Raw genomic sequence first — 24,037 nt, forward strand, 5'->3', positions numbered from 1 at the left:
GCGTCATGGAGGAGAAGCTCACCCTTGGCCTGCCGGACGCGCAGGCAGCGATCGCCCCGATCAACAAGTATCGGGAAAAGGAAGAGGAGAAGCGCAGCGCGCGCAAATTCTTCGTGCCGCTGACCGCCTTCTCCGCCCTCGCCATGATGTTCGGCAAGGCCGAGCCGGAGGCAAAGAACCAGCAGACGGAAAGCCGCGAGAAGGAAGAAGGCCCGGCAGCGCGCGACGATTACGAAGTCATCGAGGATGTCACGGCCTTCCTGCAGCAGCTCGCCAGCGAGGAATACCCTGTCGAGACCGAGCAGCAGCCCGCGGTACGCCTGAGCTTCCGCACCACGCTCTTCTACGTTTCCGAACTGCCGGAGCGCGTCCAGCGCGGCGTCGTCACCATCACCGCCAACGACAACCGCCGCAGCATCATCGATACCGGCGAGGGTTTTGAGTTCCCCTCGCCGCGCTCGCCGCTCAGCCTCGATTTCCAGCCACGCCCATCCCGCGGCACTCCCGGGCATGGCGGCGGCGGCCAATCTTCAGAAGACGATCCCAACCGGGCGCCGATGAGTTTCGGACGGCCGATCTTCTCGAGCGGCCTCGTCAACCTGTCGGCGCTGGTGCTGCTCGACGATCTGCTCGCCCATATCTACGATCCCGATGGCGACACGCTCAGCATCAACGATATCAGGGTCACCTCCGGCCAGATCCGCTCCTATGGCGCCGATGTCTGGCTCTATACGCCGCAGCGCGGCTTCGTCGGCGACGTCACCTTCACCTACGACGTTTCGGATGGCGCAGCCGAGATCCGCACTGCAGCGATCTTCCGGCTGCAGAAGGCGCCGCCGCATGAATTGCAGGGCACTGAAGGCGACGACACGCTGACCGGCACGCCGGGCGAAGACCTGATCGCCGGCCTCGGCGGCAACGACACGATCTACGGCCGCGAGAGCGACGACGTCATCAATGGTGGCGCGGGCGACGACCTGATCCTCGGCGGCGACGGCAACGACACGCTCTATGGCGGGGCCGGTCACGACACGCTGTTCGGCGGCCATGGCAACGACGTGCTCTTCGGCGAAGACGGCAACGACCGCATGTTCGGCGAGGCTGGCAACGATATCCTGATCGCAGGCCGCGGCGACGACCAGCTGAGCGGCGGTACCGGCGCCGACCGCATGTTCGGCGAAGAAGGCAATGACGACCTGCTCGGCGAAGCCGGCGACGACTATCTCGACGGCGGCGACGGCGAGGACACGCTGACCGGCGGTAGCGGCAATGACGTGGTGATCGCCGGCAAGGGCGACGATGTCATCAAGGCCGGGCTCGCCGGCGAAGAAGCCCGTGCGGCGACCGCGCCCTCCAGCGACGGCAACGACACCTATTCCGGCGGTGAAGGCCATGACGTCTATGATGTCAGGAGCGCCCGCAAGGCGATCACCGCCGATCTGTCGCAGGGCACTGCGACAGGCGAGGAGATCGGTAGCGACCGCCTCACCGAGATCGAAGGCGTGCTCGCGGGCTCGGGCAACGACACGCTGACCGGCAATGACGAAGCCAATCTGCTTTCCGGCGGCGATGGCAACGACGTCCTCCGCGGCCTCGATGGCGACGACAGCATTTCCGGCGGCAACGGCGACGATGTCGTCGTCGTGCGCGGCCGCACCGGCGATGATGATGAAGACGATGGCGACGATGATTATTGCGGCGATGACGGCTTCGACACGCTCGATCTCGCCGCGCTCGTGCAGGAAGTCATCGCCGATCTCGAAGCACAGCTCGCCGAGGGCCAGGAGATCGGTCGCGATACGATCATCGGCTTCGAGGCCGTCATCGGCGGCGCCGGTCACGACCGTCTTTCCGGCAACTCCGCCGACAACATCCTCGTTGGCGGTGACGGCAACGACCGCCTCTCCGGGCGCGACGGCGACGACGTGCTGACCGGTGGCGATGGCAACGACACCGTTTCCGGCGATGACGGCGACGATATCGTGCTGGCCGCCGTTCATGCCGCCGACGAAGACCGCGATGGCCGCAGCGATGGAGACGACAGTTACAAGGGTGGCGACGGCTTCGATACCTACAGCGCAGCAGGCGCCGTCCATGCCGTCATCATCGACCTCGACCGTGGAACCGCGACCGGCGTCGATATCGGCGCCGACACGCTCGACGGCTTCGAAGCCGCGATCGGCGGCAGTGGCGCCGATATGCTGATCGCCGGCAACGGCTTGAATTTCCTGGCGGGCGGCGATGGCGCCGATGTCTTCGTGTTCCGCAGTCTCGCGGCACTCGAAAACGATGGCGATGGCCGCGACGAAATCCGCGATTTCGCTGTCGGCGACCGGATCGACTTCTCTGGAATCGCTGCCGGCATCGGCGGTCTGGTCTTCGGTGGCGATGATAGCGGCGGCCCGCAGGCGGCGCCGAACCGCATCGTCCTCTATCACGAGAATTTCGAGGGCGGCGACCGGACGATCGTCAAGGCGATCATCGATTTCGACCGGGACGAGGATTTCGAGATCCTTCTCTACGGCCGCCACGAACTGACCGAACAAGACTTCATTCTCGCAGCACGCGAGCCCGGCCAGGACGGCGTCACGCCGCATCAGGGCTGATCAAGAACAAGGACAATGAGGGGAAAGCACATGCAACCGGCAAAGAAAGAAACCCAGAAGCAGTTCGGCATATCCGGGCGCATCTATCTGTCCGCATTCCTGGCAGGCGCGCTGGTCTTCGGCATCGGCGGCTGGGCGGCGCAGGCCAAGCTCTCGGGTGCCGTCATCGCGCAGGGGCAGGTCGCCGTCTCGCAACAGGTCAAGGTCATCCAGCACCGCGATGGCGGCATCGTCTCCGAGATCCTGGTGCGCAACGGCGATGCCGTGCGCAAGGGCTCGGTGCTCTTCCGTCTGGACGAAACGCAGACGCGCGTCGAGCTGACCATCGTCCAGGGCCAGCTGCAGCAGATGCTGGCGATGATGACCCGCCTCACGGCCGAGCGCGATGGCGCCAAGTCCCTTGACTTCAAGGGCCTTGCCATCCCCGCCCCGCTCCTCGAAAGCGAGACCAAGCTGTTCAGCGAAAATCTGGGCATGCTGACCAATCAGAAGGAGCAGCTGCGACTACAGATCATCCAGCTGGAGCAGCAGGTGGCCGCCTATCGCGCCCAGGCCCAGTCGAACGACGCGGAGCAGGAGATCATCGACAAGGAGCTGCAGAAGGCCAACAACCTTCTTGCCAAGGGCCTGATCCAGGTGGCCCAGCAGCGCGATCTCGCCCGGCAGAAGGCCCGCAACGAAGGCGCCAAGGGCGAGCTGATGGCGCGCATGGCCGAGACCGAAAACGAGATCAGCGAGGTTCGCATCAAGCTGCTGTCGCTCGACCAGAACCACCGCAAGGAAGCACAGACGGAGATCGTCGCGCTCGAAGCCAAGGTGGCGGAGCTCAGGGAACGCGAAGTCGCCGCCCGTGACCGGCTGACCCGCATGGAAGTGCGAGCCCCGGTTGACGGGCTGATCTATGACATGCAGATCCACACGATCGGAGGCATTGTCGGCGCTGGCGCGACCGTGATGTCCGTCGTCCCCGATAGCGAAGAGATGAGCGTCGAGATCCAGGTGCCACCGGCCGATATCGACCGTATCGCCCCGGGCCAGCCCGCCCGCATGCGCTTCACCGCCTTCAACCAGCGCACCACGCCGGAATTCCACGGCACCGTCGATGTGGTCGCTGCGGCGACCGCGACCGACCGCGCAACCGGCCGGCCCTACTATCTCGCGACCATCACGCCAGCCGATCTTCTGGCGCTCGGATCGCGCAAATTGATGCCCGGCATGCCTGTCGAGGTCTATGTCCAGACGGAGGAGCGCAGCGCCCTCTCCTACCTCGCCAAACCCTTTACGGATCAGATGATGCGGGCGTTTCGCGAGGAGTGATTGGCTTCCGCGAAACGTATCGGCAGCCGCGGCCCGGAGCGTACCGCCATCGCTCCGGGCCGCGCGCCGTTAACCCTTCGTTAACTATATTGGACCAGCCTTGCCGCTATCGAGGCCTCCCCGGAGGCGCGCTTCCAAGCTAAGTTGAGGTGGTAAGATGCGGCTCGTTACACTGCCCGGAAAGATACTCGCCAAGGCAAACCATACGCTGATCATCATGGGCGACGGCGCGGCGCGACAGGCCGTCTGCGTGCTTGATGAAGCCCTGAAGGCTGCCAATCGCGTCGATGCGGTGCGCCAGCATCTCGGACTGATCGAGCGCATCGCCAGCGGCAAGACCGACCGCGGCGAAGTCGCCTTCGACGGCCGCGTCTGGATTACCTCCGCCGATCTGGCCAGCGATCACGGCGCGCGCCTGCACTAGCGGTCGAAGAATTCCTGCCACTGCTTTTCGCCGGCCATGCAATCGCTCTTCGGCGCCGTGGCAGCGTTCTGGATTTCTGGCGGCGGGGTCAGCCCGCTGACTTCGAGGACCAGCTTGCGGCGCACGGCAACGCCGAAATCCTCGATCTTGTAGACCGGCAGCACGAAGGCGCCGGGACCGCCGATGACGCAATCGGCATAATAGTTGTCGAGACCGCCGGGAGCGCCCGAGGGCCGCAGCATCAAGGCCAGTCCGTTGATGATCAAGCCCGCCTCCACCGCCTTGTCGCGCGTCGGGGCAACCGGGCTTCCGGCATTGTTGGTACCGTCGCCTGAGACGTCGATCACCTGCCGCACGGCGGAATAAGGACTGGTGACGATCATCGTCGCGCCCTGCGTGATCGCCGTCGAAATCGAGGTGCGGCGCTGGGTATTCAGTGGCCGTTCCTCCAACCTGTTGGCAAAGGCGAGCGCATCGTCCTCGTTCTCGATGACATGCCAGTCGATCACCGAGCCGGGCACGACATAGCCCGCCCACTCGAAATAGCTGATGGCGATCCGGCCGGTCAGCCCGCCCTTGACCGCATCGATGAATTCCCTGTGCTTGAGCGCCTCGACATAGCCTTCGCGCTGGATGCGGACCTCCTCGAAATCCATCGACCGGGACGTATCGACGGCAAGTACCAGCTTGACGTCGACCTCGTTCGACCCGGCTTGCGCCAGGACAGGCGCGCTTCCCGAAAGACTCATGAGTATCGCGAGCGTCTCAAACATCGGCAATCCAGTCACCGGCTATGGAGTCTGCCGGAGGATATAGTCCGATGCGCCGATCCGCCAATGCGGCCGGAAAAGATTGTGATTGTCTCAAAGATGATCGCCGCTCCACACACGTTTTCCTTGTGTTAATCACCCCAAAAGGTCGCTTGGCACAATTTCCGATGTAGGCCGTTATGCGGCCATGTCTGGCTTTCTGCACAATATGCGGCGGCTAAAGAACAGCCGTAGCGGGAATTTCGCGATGATGACCGCGATCGTGCTGCCTGTGCTCGTCGGCGGCGCGGGGCTAGCGATCGATCTCGGCAATATCATCATCTCGCAACGCCAGCTGCAGGAGGCGACGGATGCCGCGGCTCTTGCGGTTTCCACGGCGCTTGCCGACGGCAAGGCGGACGAGACCTCGGGGAAGGCGTTGGCGAAAGACTTCGTCGGCGGGCAGATGGCGAACTATGTGAACGCCACGTCTGCGGCCGCCATCAAGAATGCCACGACGACGACGATCACCACGACAGCGAACGGAACCGCCAAGTCCTTCACCGTCGCCGTCAGCTCGCAGGCGACGGTGACATTGACGCCGCTGATGAGCATGTTTGCCGGAAACACCAAGACGATCAGCGCCACCAGCAACACCGCCAGCGGCTCCGGCAGCACGAAGAACGGCCTTTCGATGGAGGTGGTCGTTGATGAATCCGGCTCGATGGCGCAGAACACGACAACGGTGAAATCGACCCGTTGCACCCTGTCTCTGCTCGGAACCTGCCTCGCCTACGAGACCATCTACGTCACCAAGATCGAGGCTCTGAAGCAAGCGGCGGCGGCGCTGTTCGACGCGCTGGACAAATCCGATTCAGCGTCGAAATTCGTCAGAACCGGGGTGATCTCCTATACCAACGGCATCAAGGGACAGTCCGCTGTCAGCTGGGGAACGGTGGAATCGCGCAAATACGTGACGAACATGACCATGTCGCCCACAGGCGGCACGGACGCTACCGCCGCGGTCAACACGGCCGATACCGCCATCAAGAAGAACTCTTACGGCACCGATACCGAGAGCGTCGAGCAGATGAAGAAGGGCAATGCCAATTCCGACCGGGTCATCATCCTGATGACCGACGGCGACATGACTGGCAATTCCAACCTGCCGAACAAGGCGCTGGACCAGTCCGTCCGCAACGAATGCGCGACGGCCAAGGCGAATGGGATCGTGATCTACACAGTTGCCTTCATGGCGCCCGACAACGGCAAGAGCCTGCTGAAATATTGCGCCTCGACGACGGCAAACTACTATGAGCCGGAAACCATGGATGGCCTCGTGGCGGCCTTCGCCTCGATTGCCCAAACGGCGACCAAATCTGTCAGCCGCCTGACCAACTAGCCCTACGCACGCCGCCGATCTGTCGAGGACCGCTCGACCCAATCGGCCACCGCCCTGTTGCGTCCCTTCGCCTTGGCGCTCAACAGTGCCGCATCGGCGCGCAGGAGCACATCCGCCGAAGGGGTGTCCGCCGTCGATGATGCCGCGCCGAGGGAGATCGTCACCGCACCCAGCAGGCGGCCGTGATAGGTGACCGGCGTTGCCGCGATCAGCATGCGCAGTTTCTCGGCGAGATCGAGCGCGCTGCCTTCGGCACCACCTTCGAGCAGGATCGCGAACTCCTCGCCACCGAAGCGATAGACTGTGCCCGCCTTGCCCACCGTCTCCGACAGGATCGCGGAGACGCGGCGCATCACCTCGTCGCCCGCGTCATGGCCGAATTCGTCGTTGAAGCGCTTGAAGTGATCGATATCCACCATCATGGCGATCACATCACCCTTCTCGTCTCTGGCGATCCGGTTCAGCGCCTCATCCAGCGACCGGCGGTTCAGGAGACCTGTGAGCCCGTCCCGGATCGCCAGACCCATCAGCCGGTCGCGCAGCTGCAGATTGGCAACGCCGAGGCCGATATTCTCGGCGATCAGCTCGAAATAGAGACGCGCCGAGGCAATTGCCTGGCTGTCCGAAGCGCCTTCGAAATAGAGCAAGCCGACCGTATCGCCCTGCGCCGAGAGCGGAACGCAAATGCCCATCTCGTCGGCATGTTCCAGATGCTGGCAAGGAATATCGCCGGCAGCTGCATCGCTGACATGCGGACGGCCGCGCCGCAGCGCCCAGCATTCAGCCGACGTTAGCACGAGGCCGGCGCGGCGCGGTTCGCGCCAGCTGCCGATCGAGCTCAGCGCCGTGCGGCTGTCGTTCATCACATAGAGATGGCCGGCGAAGTCGGGGAAAATCTGCGGCGCGAAGAGCGAGACGACCTCGGCGAGCTCCTCCTGCCGCTGGCAGGCCTGCAGGCGGTGCATCATCTGCAGGATGAGATCCTTGGTGCGCTGGTCGGCCCGGCGCTCGGCATCCAGCCGCTCGCGCTCCAGCCCATTATCGCGAAAAATCTGGATGGCGTCGTTCATCTCGCCGATCTCGTCGCGCCGGTTATCGGTCAAGACCTCGACGGCGTAATCCTGCCGCGCCAGCCGTTTGACGATCCCGGTCATCCGCATCAGCGGCATGGCCACACGCCGCCGCAGCACGAAATAGAGCACGCCGAGGAAAACCGCCGCCGTCAGGCCAAGGAGGCTTTTGGCCACCGCACCCCAGAAGTCGCTCCATTGCTTGGCGTCAGTGAGAGCATCATTGGTGCGGGTGGCAATGAGGTCAGTCAGCTGGCGAACGCTGGTCAGCAGATCGCTCTGCACCCGCTCGTGTTCGGCGCCGAAAAGCATCTGGCGCGCGCCTTCCTGATCGCCATTCGCATAGGCGGTTACCGCGCGCTCCTCGATCGCATCGAGCGCTTCGCCATCCTGCTCGATCTCCTGGATCAGAGCCATTTCCTGCGGCAGCAGAGCGGCGGCCTTGGAGGATTTCAGCGCCTGCTCGCGATCGCGCTCGCCATTCTCGTCGCCACGGAACGCCTGGAGATAGCGATCTTCGCCGCGCATCACAAAGAGACGGGCATCCTCGCTGGTCTGCTCGGCGGCCATCGTCAGCCGCTCGGAAAGCTCGTCCAGCGCCTGGCTTTCGACGACCGCCTGCCGCTCGTGATCGGCGCTGCGCGCCGACAGGATGAAGGCACCGCCTGACAGCAGCGTCAGACCGACCGTCACGCCGTAAGCCCAGTTGGTGATCGTGCTAATCCGCATGTCGAAATCTCGCCTGCACGAAAGTCTGTGTCCTAAATCGTACGTCGACATGTGGACCTTAACGATCGAGCGTTAAATGAGTATTTAATAATAAGCGTGAAGGTTGAGCCACCAAAACGGGAACCGGGCATGGCGATACCACAGCTGCTTCAAGCGCAACAACGCGAAAATGTGGAGCTGGCGCAGCAGAGCGCGGCGCTGACGACGATCGACAGGGCGCTGAAGACCTTGCGCCGGCATCTGAAGATGGATGTCGCCTTCGTCTCGCGCTTCATGCCCGACCACCGTCTCTTCCGGAACGTCGATAGCGCCGCCTATCCTTCGCCGCTTCAGGCGGGCGACCTTCTGCCGCTCCATGACGGCTATTGCTACAAGGTGGTGACCGGCCAGCTACCGCGGCTCATTCCCGATACGTCGCTCTGCCCGGAGGCGATGGAGATCCCAGCGACGCATCAAATGCCGATCGGCGCCCATGTCAGCGTGCCGCTGGTGCTTCACGACGGGCGCATTTACGGGACGCTCTGCTGCTTTTCGAGACATGCCGATCCGACGCTGAACGAGCGCGACCTCGAGATCATGAATGCCTTCGCCGAGCTCATCGCCAGCCAGATCAGCGATGAGATCCGCCACAATCTCGATTTCTCCGAACGCCTGCTGCGCATCACCGAAGCGCTGGCGTTGCGCGAGCCGGCGATCGTTTTCCAGCCGATTTTCGCGATGGCCGACCGCCAGATCGTCGGGCTCGAGGCGCTGGCGCGCTTCGGCGGCGAACCGAAACGCTCGCCGGATATCTGGATCTCGGAAGCAGCCGATGTCGGCATGCGCTCGCGCGTCGAGCGCCAGGCGATCGAGAATGCCATCGACGAGTTCACGACCATCGGCGATGACACGATCTCGCTGTCGCTCAACGTCTCGGCGGCGACCATCGTCGACAGTTCGCTCGATATCGTGCTGCGCCATCTGCCGCTGGACCGGGTCATTCTCGAGGTCACCGAACATGAGAAGATCTACGATTACCAGCAACTCGCCGCCGCCCTCCATCCCCTGCGCGAGCGCGGGGTCCGCATTGCCATCGACGATGCCGGATCGGGCTATGCCAGCATGCGCCACGTCCTGAACATCCGGCCTGACATCATCAAGTTCGACATCAGCCTGACCAAGGATATCGAGACCGACAGCGTCAAGCGGGCGCTGGCCCATGCGCTGGTGACCTTCGCCCATCATACCGGCAGCCTGGTCGTCGGTGAGGGTGTCGAGACGGCGTCTGAGCTGCGCACGCTCGGCGATCTCGGCGTTGATCTCGTCCAGGGCTATCATCTCGGCCGTCCCGTCGCCGCCGATCTGGTGCGCCAGCATCTGATGGCGAACTGACGATCTCTCGTCAGCCGCGCACGGCACTCGCGAATTTCGGATTGCGGATCGCCCAGCTGACGAGATCGACCTCGATATCGTCGAACCATGCCTCCAGCACCTGCCAGCGATAGCTCATCTCATCGAGCAAGGGATGCTGGAGCTCGTGATAGGCATTGGTCAGCTCGGCGATCGCCGCGGTGTCGATCGGTTCTTCCCGGGATTTCCGCTGAAGCGTTTCGAGATATTCGGCCTGGTTCTGATCATGCGCACGCTTGACCTGCATGTAGGTGCGCAGCGTCACGAGAACTTGGTCTTTGTTGGCCATGAGTCGAATCCCGTTTGGAATCCGAATACCGCGAACCGCATATTCGCGCCAACGAAAAAGCCGGATCGCTAATATTTGTGATCACGCAAAAAGGGCGGCCACCGGCCGCCCTTTGCATGCTTAAACTCTTGCCGGATCAGGCGGCGCTACGCTTCGGCAGCTTCCAGCCCGGGCGGACGAAATGGCAGGTATAGCCATTCGGGATCCGCTCCAGATAATCCTGATGCTCCGGCTCGGCTTCCCAGAAGTCGCTGACCGCAGTCACTTCCGTCACCACCTTGCCCGGCCACAGACCAGAGGCATCGACATCGGCGATCGTGTCTTCGGCAACGCGCTTCTGCTCGTCGCTCGTATAGAAGATTGCCGAGCGGTAGCTCGGGCCGCGGTCGTTGCCCTGGCGGTCCTTCGTCGACGGATCGTGGATCTGGAAGAAGAATTCCAGAAGCTCGCGATAGCTGATCTTGGCCGGATCGAAGATGATTTCGATTGCTTCGGCATGGTTGCCGTGGTTGCGATAGGTCGCATTCGCCACCTCGCCGCCGCTATAGCCGACGCGGGTCGAGATAACGCCGTTGTAACGGCGAATGAGGTCCTGCATGCCCCAGAAGCAACCGCCTGCGAGAACTGCGCGTTCCGTCGTCATTGAACTTCCTCCACCTGATCGAGATAGGCACCATAACCTTCCGCTTCCATGCTGTCGCGATGGACGAAGCGGAGCGATGCCGAGTTGATGCAATAGCGCAGGCCGCCGCGATCGCGCGGGCCATCGGGGAAGACGTGCCCGAGATGGCTGTCGCCGTGGCTGGAGCGCACTTCGGTGCGGACCATGCCGTGCGAGACATCGGTCAACTCGGCGACATTGGCGGGCTCGACCGGCTTCGTGAAGCTCGGCCAGCCGCAGCCGGATTCATACTTGTCGGACGAGGCAAAGAGCGGCTCGCCGGACACGATGTCGACGTAGATGCCGGGCTCCTTGTTATCGAGATATTCGCCGGTTCCCGGCCGTTCCGTGCCGGACTGCTGGGTCACACGGTACTGCTCCGGCGTCAGCTTGGCGATGGCGTCGGCACTCTTCTGATAGTGCTGCATGTTGCTTCTCCTAGCGATCGATCGCCTGCACCAGCGTCCTAAAACGTGGGATAGGGACTGGACGAGGGTGGCGGATCGTTAAGCGCTATATAGGCACTCGGCTCGCAGTTTGTCAGGTCACCCCAGGGCTAAACTTTGTATCACAGCGTATCTGTTAGGCTCAGTTCCGGAAGACGAGGCAGGTCCCGTTGTTCTTGCGGATTTCGGCGCAGAGCTGGTCCGCCTCGGCGCGGGTCTGGCGGGCGATGCGCGTTACATAGCGCGGGCGGAAGCCGAAACTGCGGTCGCGTTGGCGCATGATCAGCGGCTGTTCGGCATTGAGCGGCGCCGGTAGCCGTTCGACAGCCGCCATAAACAGGCGCCGCGCGGCATCGGGATTGGCATGTGCGGCGAGCTGCACGCCCCAAGGCATCCAGGTTCCCTCGTTCTGCCAGACAGGCTCGCGCAGCTTCCGGCTTTCGGCAAGGGCAACGCAGCTATCGAGGAAGGTCTTGGTCTTGTCGAGCGCAGGGGCCGCGATCTCCGGCGGCTCGCCCTTCCAGTCCTCGACACTGTGCGAGGTGATGCCGATGACATAGGCGCGGGTCTCCGACGGCAGGCCACCGCCGCCGAGATAGCTCGCAAGTCTGTTCTCGCCCGCATTATAGGCGGCCGCGGCAAGGCCGAGATTGCCGAAGCGGTCACGCAGCTCGTCGAGATATTCCGCAGATTTTTGCAGCGCCTCCAGAACATCGTAGCTGTTTTGAAGACCGCGCAGCTTCGCCGTACCCGGCATGAACTGGGCGATCCCCTCCGCACCCTTGTAGCTCAGCGCATCGGCGCGAAACCGACTCTCGCGCCAGATCAGGCGTGCAAAGTAATCCGGCGGCAGCTCGAAATCGGCGGCCGATCGCTCGATGGCGTTGCAGAGATCGCGGTTGAAGCTGTCCTTGCGGATACAGAGCGTCTCGCCCGTTCCAGACGCCGAGCGGGTATAGAGACATCCGGCAGGCGCCGGCCCTTCCGGCTCGCCCGCCGCAAAGGCGGAAGGGGCCGGCGACCATGCAGCGAGAACCGCTGCGAAGAGCGCCAACCAACGCGGTGATGACTGCCTCACTGCCTTCATCTGGTTCCGGCACCGCCAAGCAGCGCCGCCATCACATGGCTAATATAGCCATACGAGATGCTTTGACGCCTCCCGTCAAGAGCGGGACCGGCGCCGACATCCGCCAGCGCCGGTCATTCGATTAGGCGGCGCGGACCTTGCGACCGCCGCGTGCCCATTCCGGCAACCAGTCGCCATGGGCGACGAGGAGATCGTCGACCAGCGACCAGATCTGGTCGAGATCAAGCTCGGCCGCCGTATGCGGGTCCATCATCGCGGCGTGGTAGATGTGCTCGCGATTTTCCGTCATCAGCGCCTGAACCGTCAGTTCCTGGACGTTGATATTGGTGCGCATCAGCGCCGTAAGCTGCGGCGGCAGGGCGCCGATATAGGTCGGCTGGATGCCTGACACATCGACGAGGCAGGGCACTTCGGCTGCGCAATTTTCCGGCAGCGAGGTGATGCAGCCATTGTTGCGGACATTGCCATAGATGACCGAGGGCTCGCCCGTCCAGACCGAGTTGATGATCGAGGAGGCATACTCTTTCGACTGCTTGACCTCGATCGTGTTGGCAGAGCGGTAGGTCTCGGCCTGGCCCTTCCAGCGCTCGATCTGCTCGATGCAGCGCTTGGGATATTCGTCGAGCGGGATGCCGAATTTCTCGATCAGGTCTTCGCGGCCTTCCTTGATGAAATAGGGCGTGTATTCGGCGAAATGCTCCGAGCTTTCGGTGACGAAATAGCCGAGGCGGGTCAACATCTCATAGCGCACCTTGTTCGGGCAGCGCGGGTTCCAGCCCGGCTTCGGCGCCCGGCCCTCGCGGTAGCCGCGCACCAGATCCGGGTAGAGATCCCGGTAGGAGCCATCGGGCTGGCGATGCTCGAATTTCAGGTAGAAGGCCATGTGGTTGATGCCGGCCGAGCGGTAGCGGATTTCCTCGTAGGGGATATCGAGGTCGTGGGCGAGTTCCATCGCCGTGCCCTGCACCGAGTGGCAGAGGCCGACCTGCTTGATCGTGGGGTACTTCTCCGAAATCGCCCAGGTGTTGATCGCCATCGGGTTCACATACTGCAGCATGATCGCCTCGGGGCAGACCGCGAGCATGTCCTCGCAGATTTTCCAGAGATGCGGCACGGTGCGCAACCCGCGCATGATGCCGCCGACGCCGAGCGTATCGGCGATCGTCTGGCGCAGGCCGTATTTCTTCGGCACTTCGAAATCGGTCACCGTGCAGGGTTCATAGCCGCCGATCTGGAAGGCGACGACGACGAAATTGGCGCCCGCCAGCGCCTTGCGCTGATCCGAATAGGTCTCGGCCTTGGCGCTGACACCCAGCGTCGAGATCAGCTTGTTGACGACGATGGCGCTTTCTTCGAGGCGCTGCGGATTGATATCCATCAGCGCGATCGTCGCGCCCGACAGCGCCGGGCGCTGCAGGATGTCGCCGACGATGTTCTTCATGAAAACGGTGGAGCCAGCTCCGATGAACGTAATTCTGGGATTTGCCATGTAAACCTCCGGCAGATGCAAATCAGGCTACCTCGAAAGCGGCTTTGACGAGCCGTTCGGTGTAGGCGGTCTTGGGATTGGTGAGAACTTCGTTGACGGGACCCTCTTCCATGATCTTGCCATGCTGCATGACAATCACGCGGTGGCAGAGGGCGCGCACGACTTTGAGATCATGCGAAATGAACAGGTAGCTGAGGCCGCGCTCATCCTGCAGCTTGCGCAGCAGCTCGATGATCTGCGCCTGGACGGAGAGATCGAGCGCCGAGGTCGGCTCGTCGAGCAGGATGAACTCCGGCTCAAGGGCGATGGCGCGGGCAATTGCGATACGCTGGCGCTGGCCGCCCGAGAACTCGTGCGGGAAGCGCGACAGGATATTGCCCGGCATGCCGGCCGCCGAAAGCGCGTCGCGCACGCGGTCGAGACGCTCCGCCTTGGTGGCGCCGAGCCGATTGACGACGAGCCCCTCCTCGATGATCTGGCCGATGGTCATGCGCGGATTGAGCGACGAGAACGGATCCTGGAAAACGATCTGCATGCGCGAGCGCAGCGGCCGCATTTCGGAGCGCGACTTGCCGTGGATCGGCTGCCGGTCGAAATAGATCTCGCCGGTATCGGGGTCGTTGAGGCGCACCAGCGCCTGCCCGAAAGTCGTCTTTCCCGAACCGGACTCGCCGACGAGGCCCAGCGTTTCATGCCGGCGCAGCGTCAGATTGAGGCTGTCGACCGCAACCAGTTCGCGAAGCTCCGGCTTGAAGAAGCCGCCATGGCGCATCATGAAGGAAACCCGCACGCCGCGGGCGTCGAGAATGATATCCGATCCCTCAGGCAGCGGATTGGCTTGACCGCGCGGCTCCGAGGCCAAGAGATGCTTGGTATAGGGATGCTGCGGATTGGCGAAGAGCTGCTCGGTCGTGTTGTGCTCGCGCATTTCGCCGTGCTGCATGACATAGACGTAGTCGGAGAACTGGCGAACGACCGTCAGGTCGTGGGTGATCAGGATCACCGCCATCCGCAGTTCCTTCTGCAGGTTGCGGATAAGATTGAGGATCTGCGCCTGGACGGTCACGTCGAGCGCCGTCGTCGGCTCGTCGGCGATCAGCACATCGGGATTGTTGGAGAGTGCCATGGCGATCATCACGCGCTGGCGCTGGCCGCCGGAAAGCTGGTGCGGATACTGCTTCAGCCGCGCTTCCGGATCAGGAATCTGCACCTGCTTCAGGAGTTCCAGCGCCCTCGCCTCGGCCTGCTTGCGACTGACCTTGTTGTGGACGCGGATCGCCTCGACGATCTGGCTGCCGATCGTATAGATCGGGTTCAGCGAGCTCATCGGCTCCTGGAAGATCATCGAGATCCGGTTGCCGCGCAGCTTGCGGCGCGCCGGCTCGGAGAATTTCAGGATATTCTTGCCTTCGTACTCGACGGTCGATTTCGGCGAGGTCACGGCACGCTTGGACAGCAGCCCCATGACGGTACGCGCCGTCACCGACTTGCCGGAGCCGGACTCGCCGACGATGGCGATCGTCTCGCCGCGATAGAGCTGGAAGGAGATATCCTTCACCGCTTCGACGAGACCGTGCTCGACCTTGAAATTCACGCCGATATTGCGGGCGTCGATGATCGGGCTTTCCTTGCGGCCGTCATGATCGTGACGGACGGGCGGGGCAAAGGAACTGACAAGAGCAAGAGCCATCTTCATCACCTCAATAAGGATCGACCGCATCGCGCAGACCGTCGCCCAGCGCATTGAAGGCGAAGACGGTGACGAGCACGAAGCCGACAGGGGCGAGAATCCACGGATAGGTCCCGATGACGGAATAGTTCGCCGTATCCTGCAGCATCAGCCCCCAGGAAATCAGCGGCGGCTTCACGGCAAAGCCGAGGAAGCCGAGGAAGGATTCGAGCAGCACGACGCTCGGGATATGCAGCGTCACCGCCACGATCACATGGCTCATGACATTCGGCAGGATGTGCTGGAAGATGATGCGCCTGTCGGTCGCCCCGACTGCCATTGCGGCACGCACATAGTCGATGCGCGCGAGCGCCAGCGTCTTGCCGCGTACCTCGCGCGACATCTGCGCCCAGCCGAGCGCCGACATGACGAAGATCACGAAGGCGAGGAAGATATTGGTCGGCGCGGTGATCGGGATCAACGAGGTCAGCGCCAGGTAAAGCGGCAGCTGCGGGAAGGCGAGCACCAGCTCGACGAAGCGCTGCACCCAGACGTCGAACGCGCCACCGAAATAGCCCGAGACCATACCAACCGTCGTGCCGACGATGGTGACGATGAAGACGACGGTGAGCGCGATCATCAGCGAGATGCGCGAGCCGACGATGGCGCGGGAGAGAACGTCACGGCCGAACTTGTCGGTGCCGAGGAAATGCACCGGCTGCCCATCGACCGAGCCGAAGAAGTGGCGGTCGGCGGGGATCAGGCCGAGCAGCCTGTATTCCGCACCCTTGACGAAGAAGCCAAGCACCCGCGGATTATCGTAATCGGGCCCGACGATCGGCTGGAAGGTGACGGGGTCGAGCTCCTCGGAATCGGCGAGCGCATAGACGCGCGGCCAGACGAGATTGCCGTCCTTGTCATGGATGCTCATGACCTGCGGCGGCGCAAAGCCGACATCGGTCGCCTTCGGATCGAGCGGCGCGAAGAAATCGGCGAAGATCGCCATGATCAGCAGCAGCCCGACGAGGATCAGCCCCATCATGCCGGTCCAGGAGCGTCGCAGGCGGCGCCAGACGAGAGCAAGGTAGCTCTCATTGCCGTGGGCGGTCGCCTTGACGTTTTCTTCGTGCGGAGGCGGCGGAGAAGAATCGAATGCCAGCATCTCAGGCACCTCCATATTGGCGGACGCGCGGGTCGAGCATGGCAAGCAGCATGTCGGCGATGATATTGCCGACGATCAGCGTGGCCGAGAGCACCAGCATGAAGGTAGCAGTCACATAGACGTCGCCGATCGCCATCGAACCGACGATGGCCGGGCCGACGGTCGGCAGGGCGAAGATGATCGCCGTCTCGATTTCGCCGGTCAGCATGTAGGGCAGAACGACGCCCTGATACATGACCAGCGGATGCAGCGCATTCGGAACCGCATGGCGCATGACGACGGCACTGCCAGAGAGACCCTTGGCGCGGGCCGTCTCGACATATTGGGCATTCAGCGTATCCAGCAGATTGCCGCGCATGACGCGCATATTGTAGGCGAGCCCACCGAAGGTGGCGATCGCGACCACCGGCCAGACATGGCTGACGAGATCGACGAACTTCGCCCAGGACCACGGCGCTCCGCCATATTGCGGCGAGAAGAAGCTGCCGATTTCGCTGACATTGAACTGGAAGACCAAGAGATAGACGATGATCAGCGCCATCAGGAAGCGCGGCACGGTCATGCCCAGAAAAGAGATGCCCGAAAGCAGGCTGTCGATCCAGGTATATTGGCGCGTTGCCGCCCAGATGCCGAAGGTTATGCCGAGGATCGATGCAAAGATATGGCAGACCAGCGCCAGGGCCAGCGTGCGCGGCAGGCGCTCGCCGACGACATCGGCAACCGGCTTGTTGTAGAACATGCTGTAGCCGAAATCGCCTTCGGTGATGATGCCCTTCATCCAGTTGAAATACTGGACGACCATCGGCTTATCGAGGCCATGCTCGACGCGGTAGGCCTGCGCCTGTTCCTCGGCCTGCGCGAAGGACGCGCCACTTTGGTTGATCAGCTGCGAGCGGATGTAATCGGCATAGTCGCCGGGCGGCGCCTGGATGATCGCGAAAGTCACCACGCTCAGAATGAAGAGGACGGGGATCGCCGAGGCGATGCGCATGAGCAGGAATCGTAGCATCGGACGGTTCGCTTCTCCTTGCCGCCAGTCGCTCGTCTAGCGCGGCCGGCTTGTTGATTATGCCCGGCCGCGCGCAGCACGCGCGGCCGGAAGCTCATTCGGTTGGGAGGGAGCTCTTAGTTGATCGGACCCTTGTCTCCGGGCTTGCCGGGCAGCTGTTCGGGGAACAGTTCGTACTTGCCCTGCTTGTCGGCAGCGACCCACAGACGCTCGCGGATGACGGAATCTTCAGCCCAGTTGAACATGAAGATCGGCGTACCCTGCGGGACGTTCGAGAAGCGCTTGTTGACGATCAGCGCGCCTGGATATTCCGTCAGGCCAACGGTATCGACATGCTCGGTCGCGGTCTTCTGATACTGCTTCATCAGGTTGACGCGCTCGTCATTGTCCTGCGTGGTGCGGAACTTGTTGACGATGTCGGCAAGCTCCTTTTCGTAGGGCAGCAGATCGAGCTGGTCATCCTTGCCGGCGCGGTGATGCCAGCTGGTGCGCGGACCGACGGCTGCGAGCTGTTCGGTATTCTGCACCACGGATGCGAGTTCCGTCGCATTGCGCTGGATCAGCCAGTCGAACTGGCCGGCATAGTGGGCATTATCGCGCTTGGGACCATCGAGCGCATTGATGATGACCTTGATGCCGAGCTTTTCCATCTGGCCGACGACGCCTTCTGCAAGGCTCTTGTCGGTGGCATAGCCATTGTTGACGAGCAGCACGACCTCGACGTCCTTGCCGCCGGCAGTACCGGCCGGGAAGTTCACGAAGCCATCACCGTCGGTATCCTTGAGGCCAACCTTGGCGAGCAGCGCCTTGGCGCCTGCCAGGTCGAAGGGATAGTAGACCGTGGAGTTGCGATCGTAGAAGCTCGTGCCCGAAGACAGGCCACCCGGATAGATCGCCGTGAACGGACCCTTGACGAGGGAGTCGCCGATCGCCTTGCGGTCAACCGCCATGGTGACGGCCTTGCGGAAATCCTCGTTGCGGTTGAGGTTGCGGATCGCCTCGCCGCGCTCGTCCGGGTCACCCCAGCCATTGGCGGACAGGTTCATGCGCATGTTGTAGCCGATCAGGCGCGGGCCGAAGGCGAGACGCGCCGGGGCGGTCTTCTCGGCAGCGCGCTTCAGCGACGCCACGAAGTTTTCCGGCTGCTCGAGGTTCGAGAAGTCGCCGGAGCCGGCAACGGCCTGAACGTCGCGGTCTGCCCAGGTCGAGAGCTTGTAGTGCAGCTCGTTGAGGTAAGGCAGCTGGTTGCCCTTCTCGTCGACCTTCCAGTAGTAGGGGTTGCGGCGCATGACGATGATATCGTCAGGACGATATTCGACCGGCACCCAGGCGCCCATGACCGGCATGTTCATGAATTCCGGCGGGAAGGCGTTCTTGAACTGGTCGTAGGTGTTCTTCGAATATTTCGGATGCTGCGGCTTCAAGATATGCGACGGACCCGGGCAGAAGTTCGGGTAGGCCATCGTATAGAGATACTGCTTCGGGAAGGCATCCTTGAAGGTCCATTCGACCGTGTAGTCGTCAATCTTCTTGAGCGTCGTTCCCTCGCCGAAGGCCTCAGGCGATGCGCCGCCGCCAAGCGGTGAAACGTTCGGGTCGATGACCTCGTCTTCCCAGTAGAACATGATGTCGTCGGCGTTGAACGGCGCGCCGTCCGACCATTTCGCACCTTCGATCAGATGCATGGTCAGCTTGTGACCATCGGCAGACCATTCCCAGCCCTTGGCGAGGTTCGGCAGCGGCTCGGTGTCCTTGGCCTCGACCTGGAAGAGCGGCGCGGTGCGCGTCAGGCATTCGGAGAGGCCGATATCGATACCGCCCCAGCCCTGCGTCTGGCCGGCGCCATAGTTCCAGCCTTCCGGACGGCCGCCGATAACATGGCGCATCGTGTCGCCATAGACGCCGATACCGTCAGGCATGTTGCCGGTCTTGAAAACCAGCGGCTCCTTGGGAAGGCGATCCTTGACCGGCGGCAGCTTGCCGGTGTCGACGAAATTCTTCTTCACCCAATCGGGCTCGTTATACGAAGGAAGCGCCTTGAACTCCTCAATGGAGTCACGGGACACATATTTGATCTTGCCTTCCGCTGGAAACTGCGGTGGCGCAGGCGGGGCGGTTGGCTCGGAAGCGTAGGCATTCAAGGCAGCAACTGAAACGCCGAGCGCCAGCCCTGCCAGGATGCCGATCTTGCGGAAATTCGTCATCGTCTCTCCCTCTTGTTCCGGAGCGCTTGCACGCGTCTCCGCTTCTCCTCAAAGAATGATGAAGCAAGCCTTGGCGCGGCGGCCTTCCTCCCGAAGAACCACCGCGGCTTGCCTCACCGGAAAATCAGACCGCCTGCTTCAGCGCCGCCTTTTCGGCGCGAAGCTCTTCGATCGAGCGGACGTTGCGGCGAGCAGCACCGGCCCATTCCTTCGTCTTGACCTTGGAATTCGCCAGGCGCTCCTTGGCGGCCGGTACGGCGTCGGCATATTGCGGCAGCCAGCGTGCCTGGGCGACGACCATTTCATCCACCATCTGCCAGACTTCTTCCGGCGTCGAGACCGCACCGACCAGCGGGTCGTGCAGCACGGCGAGCTTCAGCAGATCGATATCGCCGGAGATTGCCGCGTGGACCGACATCCGCTGGACGTTGATCGACGCCATGCAGGTCGCGGCGCAGGCTTCCGGAATGGTGATGCCGGAGACCATGTTGATGCCGAAGCGGTCGACGAAGCCGGGCGACTCGATGATCGCATCCGACGGCAGGTTGGTGATCACGCCGTTGTTCTTGACGTTGAAGTGACCGCGATAGACCCGGCCGGTTTCCAGCGCTTCCAGAATATGGCTCGCATGCTCGTTGGAGCGCTTGGCCGGATCGATCGGCTTTTCAGCCGATGCGAGGAATTGCGGGAACTCGGTTTCGAACCAGTTGCGGGTTTCGGTGGAGTGGCGCAGATAACCGCCGGTCTCGCCGTGGATCCAGTCCGACATGTCGATCCACTTGGTGATCTCGTCAGGACGCTTGCGATACCAGGGCAGGTATTCCGAGAGGTGACCGTTGCTCTCCGTCGAATAGACACCGAAGCGCTTCAGGACGTCGATGCGCAGCTTTTCCTGCTGCGAGAAGACGGGATGCGCCTCGAAGGCGGCAACCAGCTCGTCCTTGCCGATCTTGCGTCCGTTGAGCTTCAGATCGACGAACCAGGTCTGGTGGTTGATGCCCGAGCAGATGTAGTCGAGCTCGCTCTGCGACTTGGCGCCGAGCACTTCGGCGATCTGTTCGGCGCCGTGCTGGACGCCGTGGCAGAGACCGACCGTGTCGACCTTGCCGTATTCGATCGCCGCCCAGGTGTTCATCGCCATCGGGTTTGCGTAATTGAGGAATTTTGCGCCGGGTTCGGCGAGCTCGCGGATATCCTTGCAGAAGTCGAGAATGACCGGGATGTTGCGCTGGCCATAGAGAATGCCCCCGGCGCAGATCGTATCGCCGACGCACTGGTCGATACCGTATTTCAGCGGGATCCTGATATCGTCGGCATAGGCTTCGAGGCCGCCGACGCGCACGCAGCTGATGATGTAGCGCGCACCCGCAATCGCTTCGCGGCGGTTGGTCGTCGCCGTCACCTTGGTCGGCAGCTTGTTGGATTCGACGATCTTGTCGAGGATCGCCTTGATCATCTGCAGGTTATGCTCGCTGAGATCGGTCAGCGCGAATTCGATGTCCTTGAATTCCGGAACGCACAGGATGTCCGTGAACAGCTTCTTGGTGAAGCCGACGCTGCCTGCCCCGATGATAGCGATTTTGAAACTCATGTCCTTCACCTCGGTCCGATCGAATGTTACGTAGAAAGAAGACAAAAGGGTACCAGGCCGCCTGCTGGCGCAGGCGATCGAAAATCACTGGAAATGAAACCTGTATTCCTCCCGGCCGTTCGTCCAGCCGCGATCTCTTCCTCTTATGCGAGGGGATTATGCGTATATTCGATGAGGCGGCCAGAGAAGGATTATGCTTTCGAGGGTAATTTTGTGCTGCAGGATTTGATCGCCAACGGACAGGCCATGAGGACCGTTTCGCTGCCCCGCGGACGCCAGCGCCTGCACGCCATGCCGACCAGCGCCGGCTATGAGGTGCGCGAGAACGAGACCTACGATTGGGACGGCCGCAAGCGCGGCCAGACGCCGTTTACGGTGCTGCAGCACACGATCAGCGGCAGCGGCCACCTGCGCTACCAGAACCGCAATTACAAGCTCCAGGGCGGCGACACGATGATGGTGCTGGTGCCGCACAACCACCGCTACTGGCTCGAAAAGGGCGAGCGCTGGGAGTATTTCTGGATTTCGATGAACGGCGATGAGACGCTGCGTATCCACAAGATGGTGATGGCGCTGTCCGGCCCGGTCCTGAAACTGCAGCCATCGACCATCGATCACCTCGCCGATTGCAGCCTGCGTCTCGTCAGGGGCGCCACGACACCTGGCTCGGCCTCGGCGATCGCTTACGAGGCGGCGATGGCGCTCTATGACGACGTCTTCGGCTCACCATCCTTCATGGCCGAACAGAGCCTGATGCAGCCAGTCATCGACCACATAAATACCAATCTGGAAAAACCGCTCCCGGTCAGCGAGCTTGCCGCGATCGTCGGCCTGAGCCGTGCCCACTTCTCGCGAAGCTTCGCCGACAGCGAAGGCGTCCCGCCCGCCGAATACGTGCTGCAGCAGCGCCTGCAGCGCGCCGCCAAGCTGCTGACCAAGGCGGATTTCCTGCCGGTCAAGGAAGTCTCGATCATGTGCGGCTTCGAAGACGCCAACTACTTCGCCAAGGTCTTCCGCCGCGTCTACGGCATCACGCCGACCGAATTCCGCACCACCGGCATGTATGCCAGCATCGGCCGCAGCCGGTAGGCGTCGGGACGGCCACGGCCGCCCCTCGCCCGCTTGTCAGATCGACCAGAGCGCGCCGCCGTCGCAGGCAACGGCCTGGCCGGTGATGTAGCCGGCCTTGTCGGAGGCGAGGAAAGTCGCGAGTGCCGCGAATTCCTCCGGACGGCCGATGCGGCCCATCGGGATCATCTTGCTGACCTTGTCGAGGTCGAGCTTGGCTTCGGCCAGCCGCTCGGTCATCGTGTAGCCGGGCATCAGCGCGTTGACGGTGATGCCGTTTGCGGCGAATTCGCGGCTCAGCGTCTTGGTCAGGCCGTGAAGCCCGGCGCGCAAGGCGTTGGAGATCGTGAAATTGTTGATCGGCTCCTTGGCGGCGATCGAGGTGACCAGCAGGACGCGGCCCCAGTTGCGCTCGCGCATGCCCGGCAATGCCGCGCCGATCGCGTCGGTGGCGCTGACGAACAGGCCCTCGAAGGCATTGCGCCAGTCGTCGCTGGCGATGTTCTCGAAGGGCATGGTCGGCGGACCGCCGGTGTTGACGACGAGGATATCGACCTTGCCGAGCGCCGCCACCGCCTGATCGACGACAACGCGTCCGGCCGAGGGCTGGCGCAGATCGGCCACGAACGGCGTCGCTCCGAGCCGCCCGGCGGCATCCTTCAGCCGCTCTTCGTCACGGGCGCAGATCGCGACCTTGACGCCTTCCGCCGCAAGCTCCTTGGCGATCGCAAAGCCGAGCCCTTTCGAAGCGCCCATTACGAGCGCCGTTTTACCGTTCAAGCCAAGATCCATGGCAGCCTCTTCTTCAAATCGTTCTTCGTCTCAAAAATCAGGAACCGCTGACCTCGACGCTGCCGATGCCGGAGACATCGAAGCGATAGGTGAAAGGCCCTGTCGGGAAGCGCGTGGTCACGATGCTGCCGGTCATGACGATATCGCCCTTGCGCAGCATCCGCCCGGATGCCGCCAGATGGTTCGCAAGCCAGGCAAGCGGCACGTAGGGATGACCGAGAACATCGGCGCCCAGCCCGCGGGCAAATTCGGTGCCGTCGAGATAGGCAACACCCGTCGCATCCTCCATCTTCGCCGGTGGCGGCGTGAAGGCGCCGAGCACGACGCCGGCATTCCAGGAATTGTCGGCGATCAGCGTGCCGCAATGGAGAACGCTGTAATCGGCATGCCGGTCATCGACGATCTCGATCGCTGCCGCAACGGCATCGACGGCGGCCCCCGCCGTTTCCGGCGTGAACGGCACGTCTGATGGCAAGAGGTCCTGGCCGAGGCGAACGCAAATCTCGAATTCGAGGCCGAGACGGTGATAGTCGGCATGCGCCAGATGCGCGCCGGTGAAGGCGACGCGGCGCTTGAAGATCGTGCCGTGGATCGGCTGGTCGATACCGCACATGTCCTGCATGCGCTTCGAGGTCAGGCCGATCTTGTAGCCGGCGGTCTCGTCGCCGTCGCGGATCGCGGCGATATACTTTTCCTGCACATTATAGGCGTCGGCGAGGTCGTTGATGCCCTCAAGCCGGTGAAAATTCGTGCCGCTGCGATGCTCGGCAACCAGCGTGCCGGCGAGTTCGGCGCTCTTGTCGGTCAAATCTCATCCTCCCGTTTTTCTCCTCCCATAGATGTTTCGCAGCGCGCTGAACAGCCACCTTGATCCGAACAGCCAC

20 protein-coding genes are annotated in these 24,037 nt (G+C 62.7%); 6 read left to right on the top strand and 14 right to left on the bottom strand.

Annotated elements, in window-relative coordinates; translation table 11 throughout:
- The first annotated feature begins 5 nt into the window (after positions 1-5).
- The 3 genes from ACQZ5H_RS27445 (at position 6) to ACQZ5H_RS27455 (ending at position 4,347) form a co-directional block, all read left to right on the top strand.
- Positions 6-2,606 carry a cadherin-like domain-containing protein gene (locus ACQZ5H_RS27445; RefSeq protein WP_449099544.1) on the top strand — a complete coding sequence of 867 codons (2,601 nt, stop codon included), beginning with the start codon at positions 6-8 and terminating at the stop codon, positions 2,604-2,606.
- A gap of 30 nt (positions 2,607-2,636) precedes the next feature.
- Entirely contained in the window at positions 2,637-3,923 is a 1,287-nt protein-coding gene (locus ACQZ5H_RS27450) for an HlyD family type I secretion periplasmic adaptor subunit (protein ID WP_449099545.1), read from the top strand.
- A 157-nt stretch (positions 3,924-4,080) separates the two neighbouring features.
- Positions 4,081-4,347, top strand: coding sequence for a hypothetical protein (locus ACQZ5H_RS27455; protein ID WP_199625838.1), 267 nt, complete (start codon positions 4,081-4,083; stop codon positions 4,345-4,347).
- Here ACQZ5H_RS27455 and ACQZ5H_RS27460 read toward each other — a convergent pair.
- Positions 4,344-5,120 (bottom strand): DUF1194 domain-containing protein, encoded by a 777-nt coding sequence (locus tag ACQZ5H_RS27460; RefSeq protein ID WP_449099546.1) that lies wholly within the window; start codon positions 5,118-5,120, stop codon positions 4,344-4,346. The genes ACQZ5H_RS27455 and ACQZ5H_RS27460 overlap by 4 nt on opposite strands.
- 244 nt (positions 5,121-5,364) lie before the next feature.
- Between ACQZ5H_RS27460 and ACQZ5H_RS27465 the strand changes: the two genes are divergently transcribed.
- Positions 5,365-6,498 carry a TadE/TadG family type IV pilus assembly protein gene (locus tag ACQZ5H_RS27465; RefSeq protein ID WP_449099547.1) on the top strand — a complete coding sequence of 378 codons (1,134 nt, stop codon included), beginning with the start codon at positions 5,365-5,367 and terminating at the stop codon, positions 6,496-6,498.
- A gap of 2 nt (positions 6,499-6,500) precedes the next feature.
- Here the strand turns inward: ACQZ5H_RS27465 and ACQZ5H_RS27470 are convergent, their stop codons facing one another.
- Positions 6,501-8,297 carry a diguanylate cyclase gene (locus ACQZ5H_RS27470; protein ID WP_449099548.1) on the bottom strand — a complete coding sequence of 599 codons (1,797 nt, stop codon included), beginning with the start codon at positions 8,295-8,297 and terminating at the stop codon, positions 6,501-6,503.
- A gap of 129 nt (positions 8,298-8,426) precedes the next feature.
- Here ACQZ5H_RS27470 and ACQZ5H_RS27475 point away from each other — a divergent pair, with 129 nt between their 5' ends.
- The gene (locus ACQZ5H_RS27475) at positions 8,427-9,668 is read left to right on the top strand and encodes a sensor domain-containing phosphodiesterase (RefSeq protein WP_413712218.1); all 1,242 of its coding nucleotides are present in this window, start codon (positions 8,427-8,429) and stop codon (positions 9,666-9,668) included.
- 10 nt (positions 9,669-9,678) lie between these two features.
- On the opposite strand, the gene ACQZ5H_RS27480 is transcribed toward ACQZ5H_RS27475, so the two are convergent.
- The 10 genes from ACQZ5H_RS27480 to melA (ACQZ5H_RS27525) all read right to left on the bottom strand — a co-directional run bounded on the left by ACQZ5H_RS27480 (position 9,679) and on the right by melA (ACQZ5H_RS27525) (position 21,293).
- Positions 9,679-9,975, bottom strand: coding sequence for a hypothetical protein (locus ACQZ5H_RS27480; RefSeq protein WP_449099549.1), 297 nt, complete (start codon positions 9,973-9,975; stop codon positions 9,679-9,681).
- A gap of 136 nt (positions 9,976-10,111) precedes the next feature.
- Positions 10,112-10,618, bottom strand: coding sequence for a peptide-methionine (S)-S-oxide reductase MsrA (msrA, locus tag ACQZ5H_RS27485; protein ID WP_449099550.1), 507 nt, complete (start codon positions 10,616-10,618; stop codon positions 10,112-10,114).
- Positions 10,615-11,064 (bottom strand): peptide-methionine (R)-S-oxide reductase MsrB, encoded by a 450-nt coding sequence (gene msrB / locus ACQZ5H_RS27490; protein ID WP_449099551.1) that lies wholly within the window; start codon positions 11,062-11,064, stop codon positions 10,615-10,617. Before msrB ends, msrA begins: the two co-directional genes overlap by 4 nt.
- 160 nt (positions 11,065-11,224) lie before the next feature.
- Positions 11,225-12,169, bottom strand: coding sequence for a lytic transglycosylase domain-containing protein (locus ACQZ5H_RS27495; protein WP_449099552.1), 945 nt, complete (start codon positions 12,167-12,169; stop codon positions 11,225-11,227).
- A gap of 121 nt (positions 12,170-12,290) precedes the next feature.
- Complete coding sequence (melA, locus tag ACQZ5H_RS27500) at positions 12,291-13,658, bottom strand: alpha-galactosidase (protein WP_449099553.1); 1,368 nt, start codon at positions 13,656-13,658, stop codon at positions 12,291-12,293.
- 22 nt (positions 13,659-13,680) lie between these two features.
- A complete protein-coding gene (locus ACQZ5H_RS27505) occupies positions 13,681-15,348 on the bottom strand; it encodes an ABC transporter ATP-binding protein (protein WP_449099554.1) in 1,668 nt (555 codons plus the stop codon).
- 10 nt (positions 15,349-15,358) lie between these two features.
- Positions 15,359-16,489, bottom strand: a complete 1,131-nt coding sequence (locus ACQZ5H_RS27510; RefSeq protein WP_413712214.1) for an ABC transporter permease — start codon at positions 16,487-16,489, stop codon at positions 15,359-15,361.
- Position 16,490: 1 nt separating this feature from the next.
- Positions 16,491-17,498, bottom strand: a complete 1,008-nt coding sequence (locus ACQZ5H_RS27515) for an ABC transporter permease (protein ID WP_112718612.1) — start codon at positions 17,496-17,498, stop codon at positions 16,491-16,493.
- A gap of 116 nt (positions 17,499-17,614) precedes the next feature.
- The gene (locus tag ACQZ5H_RS27520) at positions 17,615-19,702 is read right to left on the bottom strand and encodes an ABC transporter substrate-binding protein (RefSeq protein WP_449099555.1); all 2,088 of its coding nucleotides are present in this window, start codon (positions 19,700-19,702) and stop codon (positions 17,615-17,617) included.
- A gap of 124 nt (positions 19,703-19,826) precedes the next feature.
- Positions 19,827-21,293, bottom strand: coding sequence for an alpha-galactosidase (melA, locus tag ACQZ5H_RS27525; protein WP_449099556.1), 1,467 nt, complete (start codon positions 21,291-21,293; stop codon positions 19,827-19,829).
- A gap of 213 nt (positions 21,294-21,506) precedes the next feature.
- Here melA (ACQZ5H_RS27525) and ACQZ5H_RS27530 point away from each other — a divergent pair, with 213 nt between their 5' ends.
- On the top strand, positions 21,507-22,382 hold the full coding sequence (locus ACQZ5H_RS27530) for a helix-turn-helix domain-containing protein (protein ID WP_449099557.1): 876 nt from the start codon (positions 21,507-21,509) through the stop codon (positions 22,380-22,382).
- A 36-nt stretch (positions 22,383-22,418) separates the two neighbouring features.
- On the opposite strand, the gene ACQZ5H_RS27535 is transcribed toward ACQZ5H_RS27530, so the two are convergent.
- Both ACQZ5H_RS27535 and ACQZ5H_RS27540 read right to left on the bottom strand, forming a co-directional pair.
- On the bottom strand, positions 22,419-23,153 hold the full coding sequence (locus ACQZ5H_RS27535) for an SDR family oxidoreductase (RefSeq protein WP_449099558.1): 735 nt from the start codon (positions 23,151-23,153) through the stop codon (positions 22,419-22,421).
- A 37-nt stretch (positions 23,154-23,190) separates the two neighbouring features.
- The gene (locus tag ACQZ5H_RS27540) at positions 23,191-23,961 is read right to left on the bottom strand and encodes a 2-keto-4-pentenoate hydratase (protein ID WP_449099559.1); all 771 of its coding nucleotides are present in this window, start codon (positions 23,959-23,961) and stop codon (positions 23,191-23,193) included.
- Positions 23,962-24,037: the final 76 nt, after the last annotated feature.

It is taken from the genome of Rhizobium sp. 21-4511-3d, from assembly GCF_053522545.1.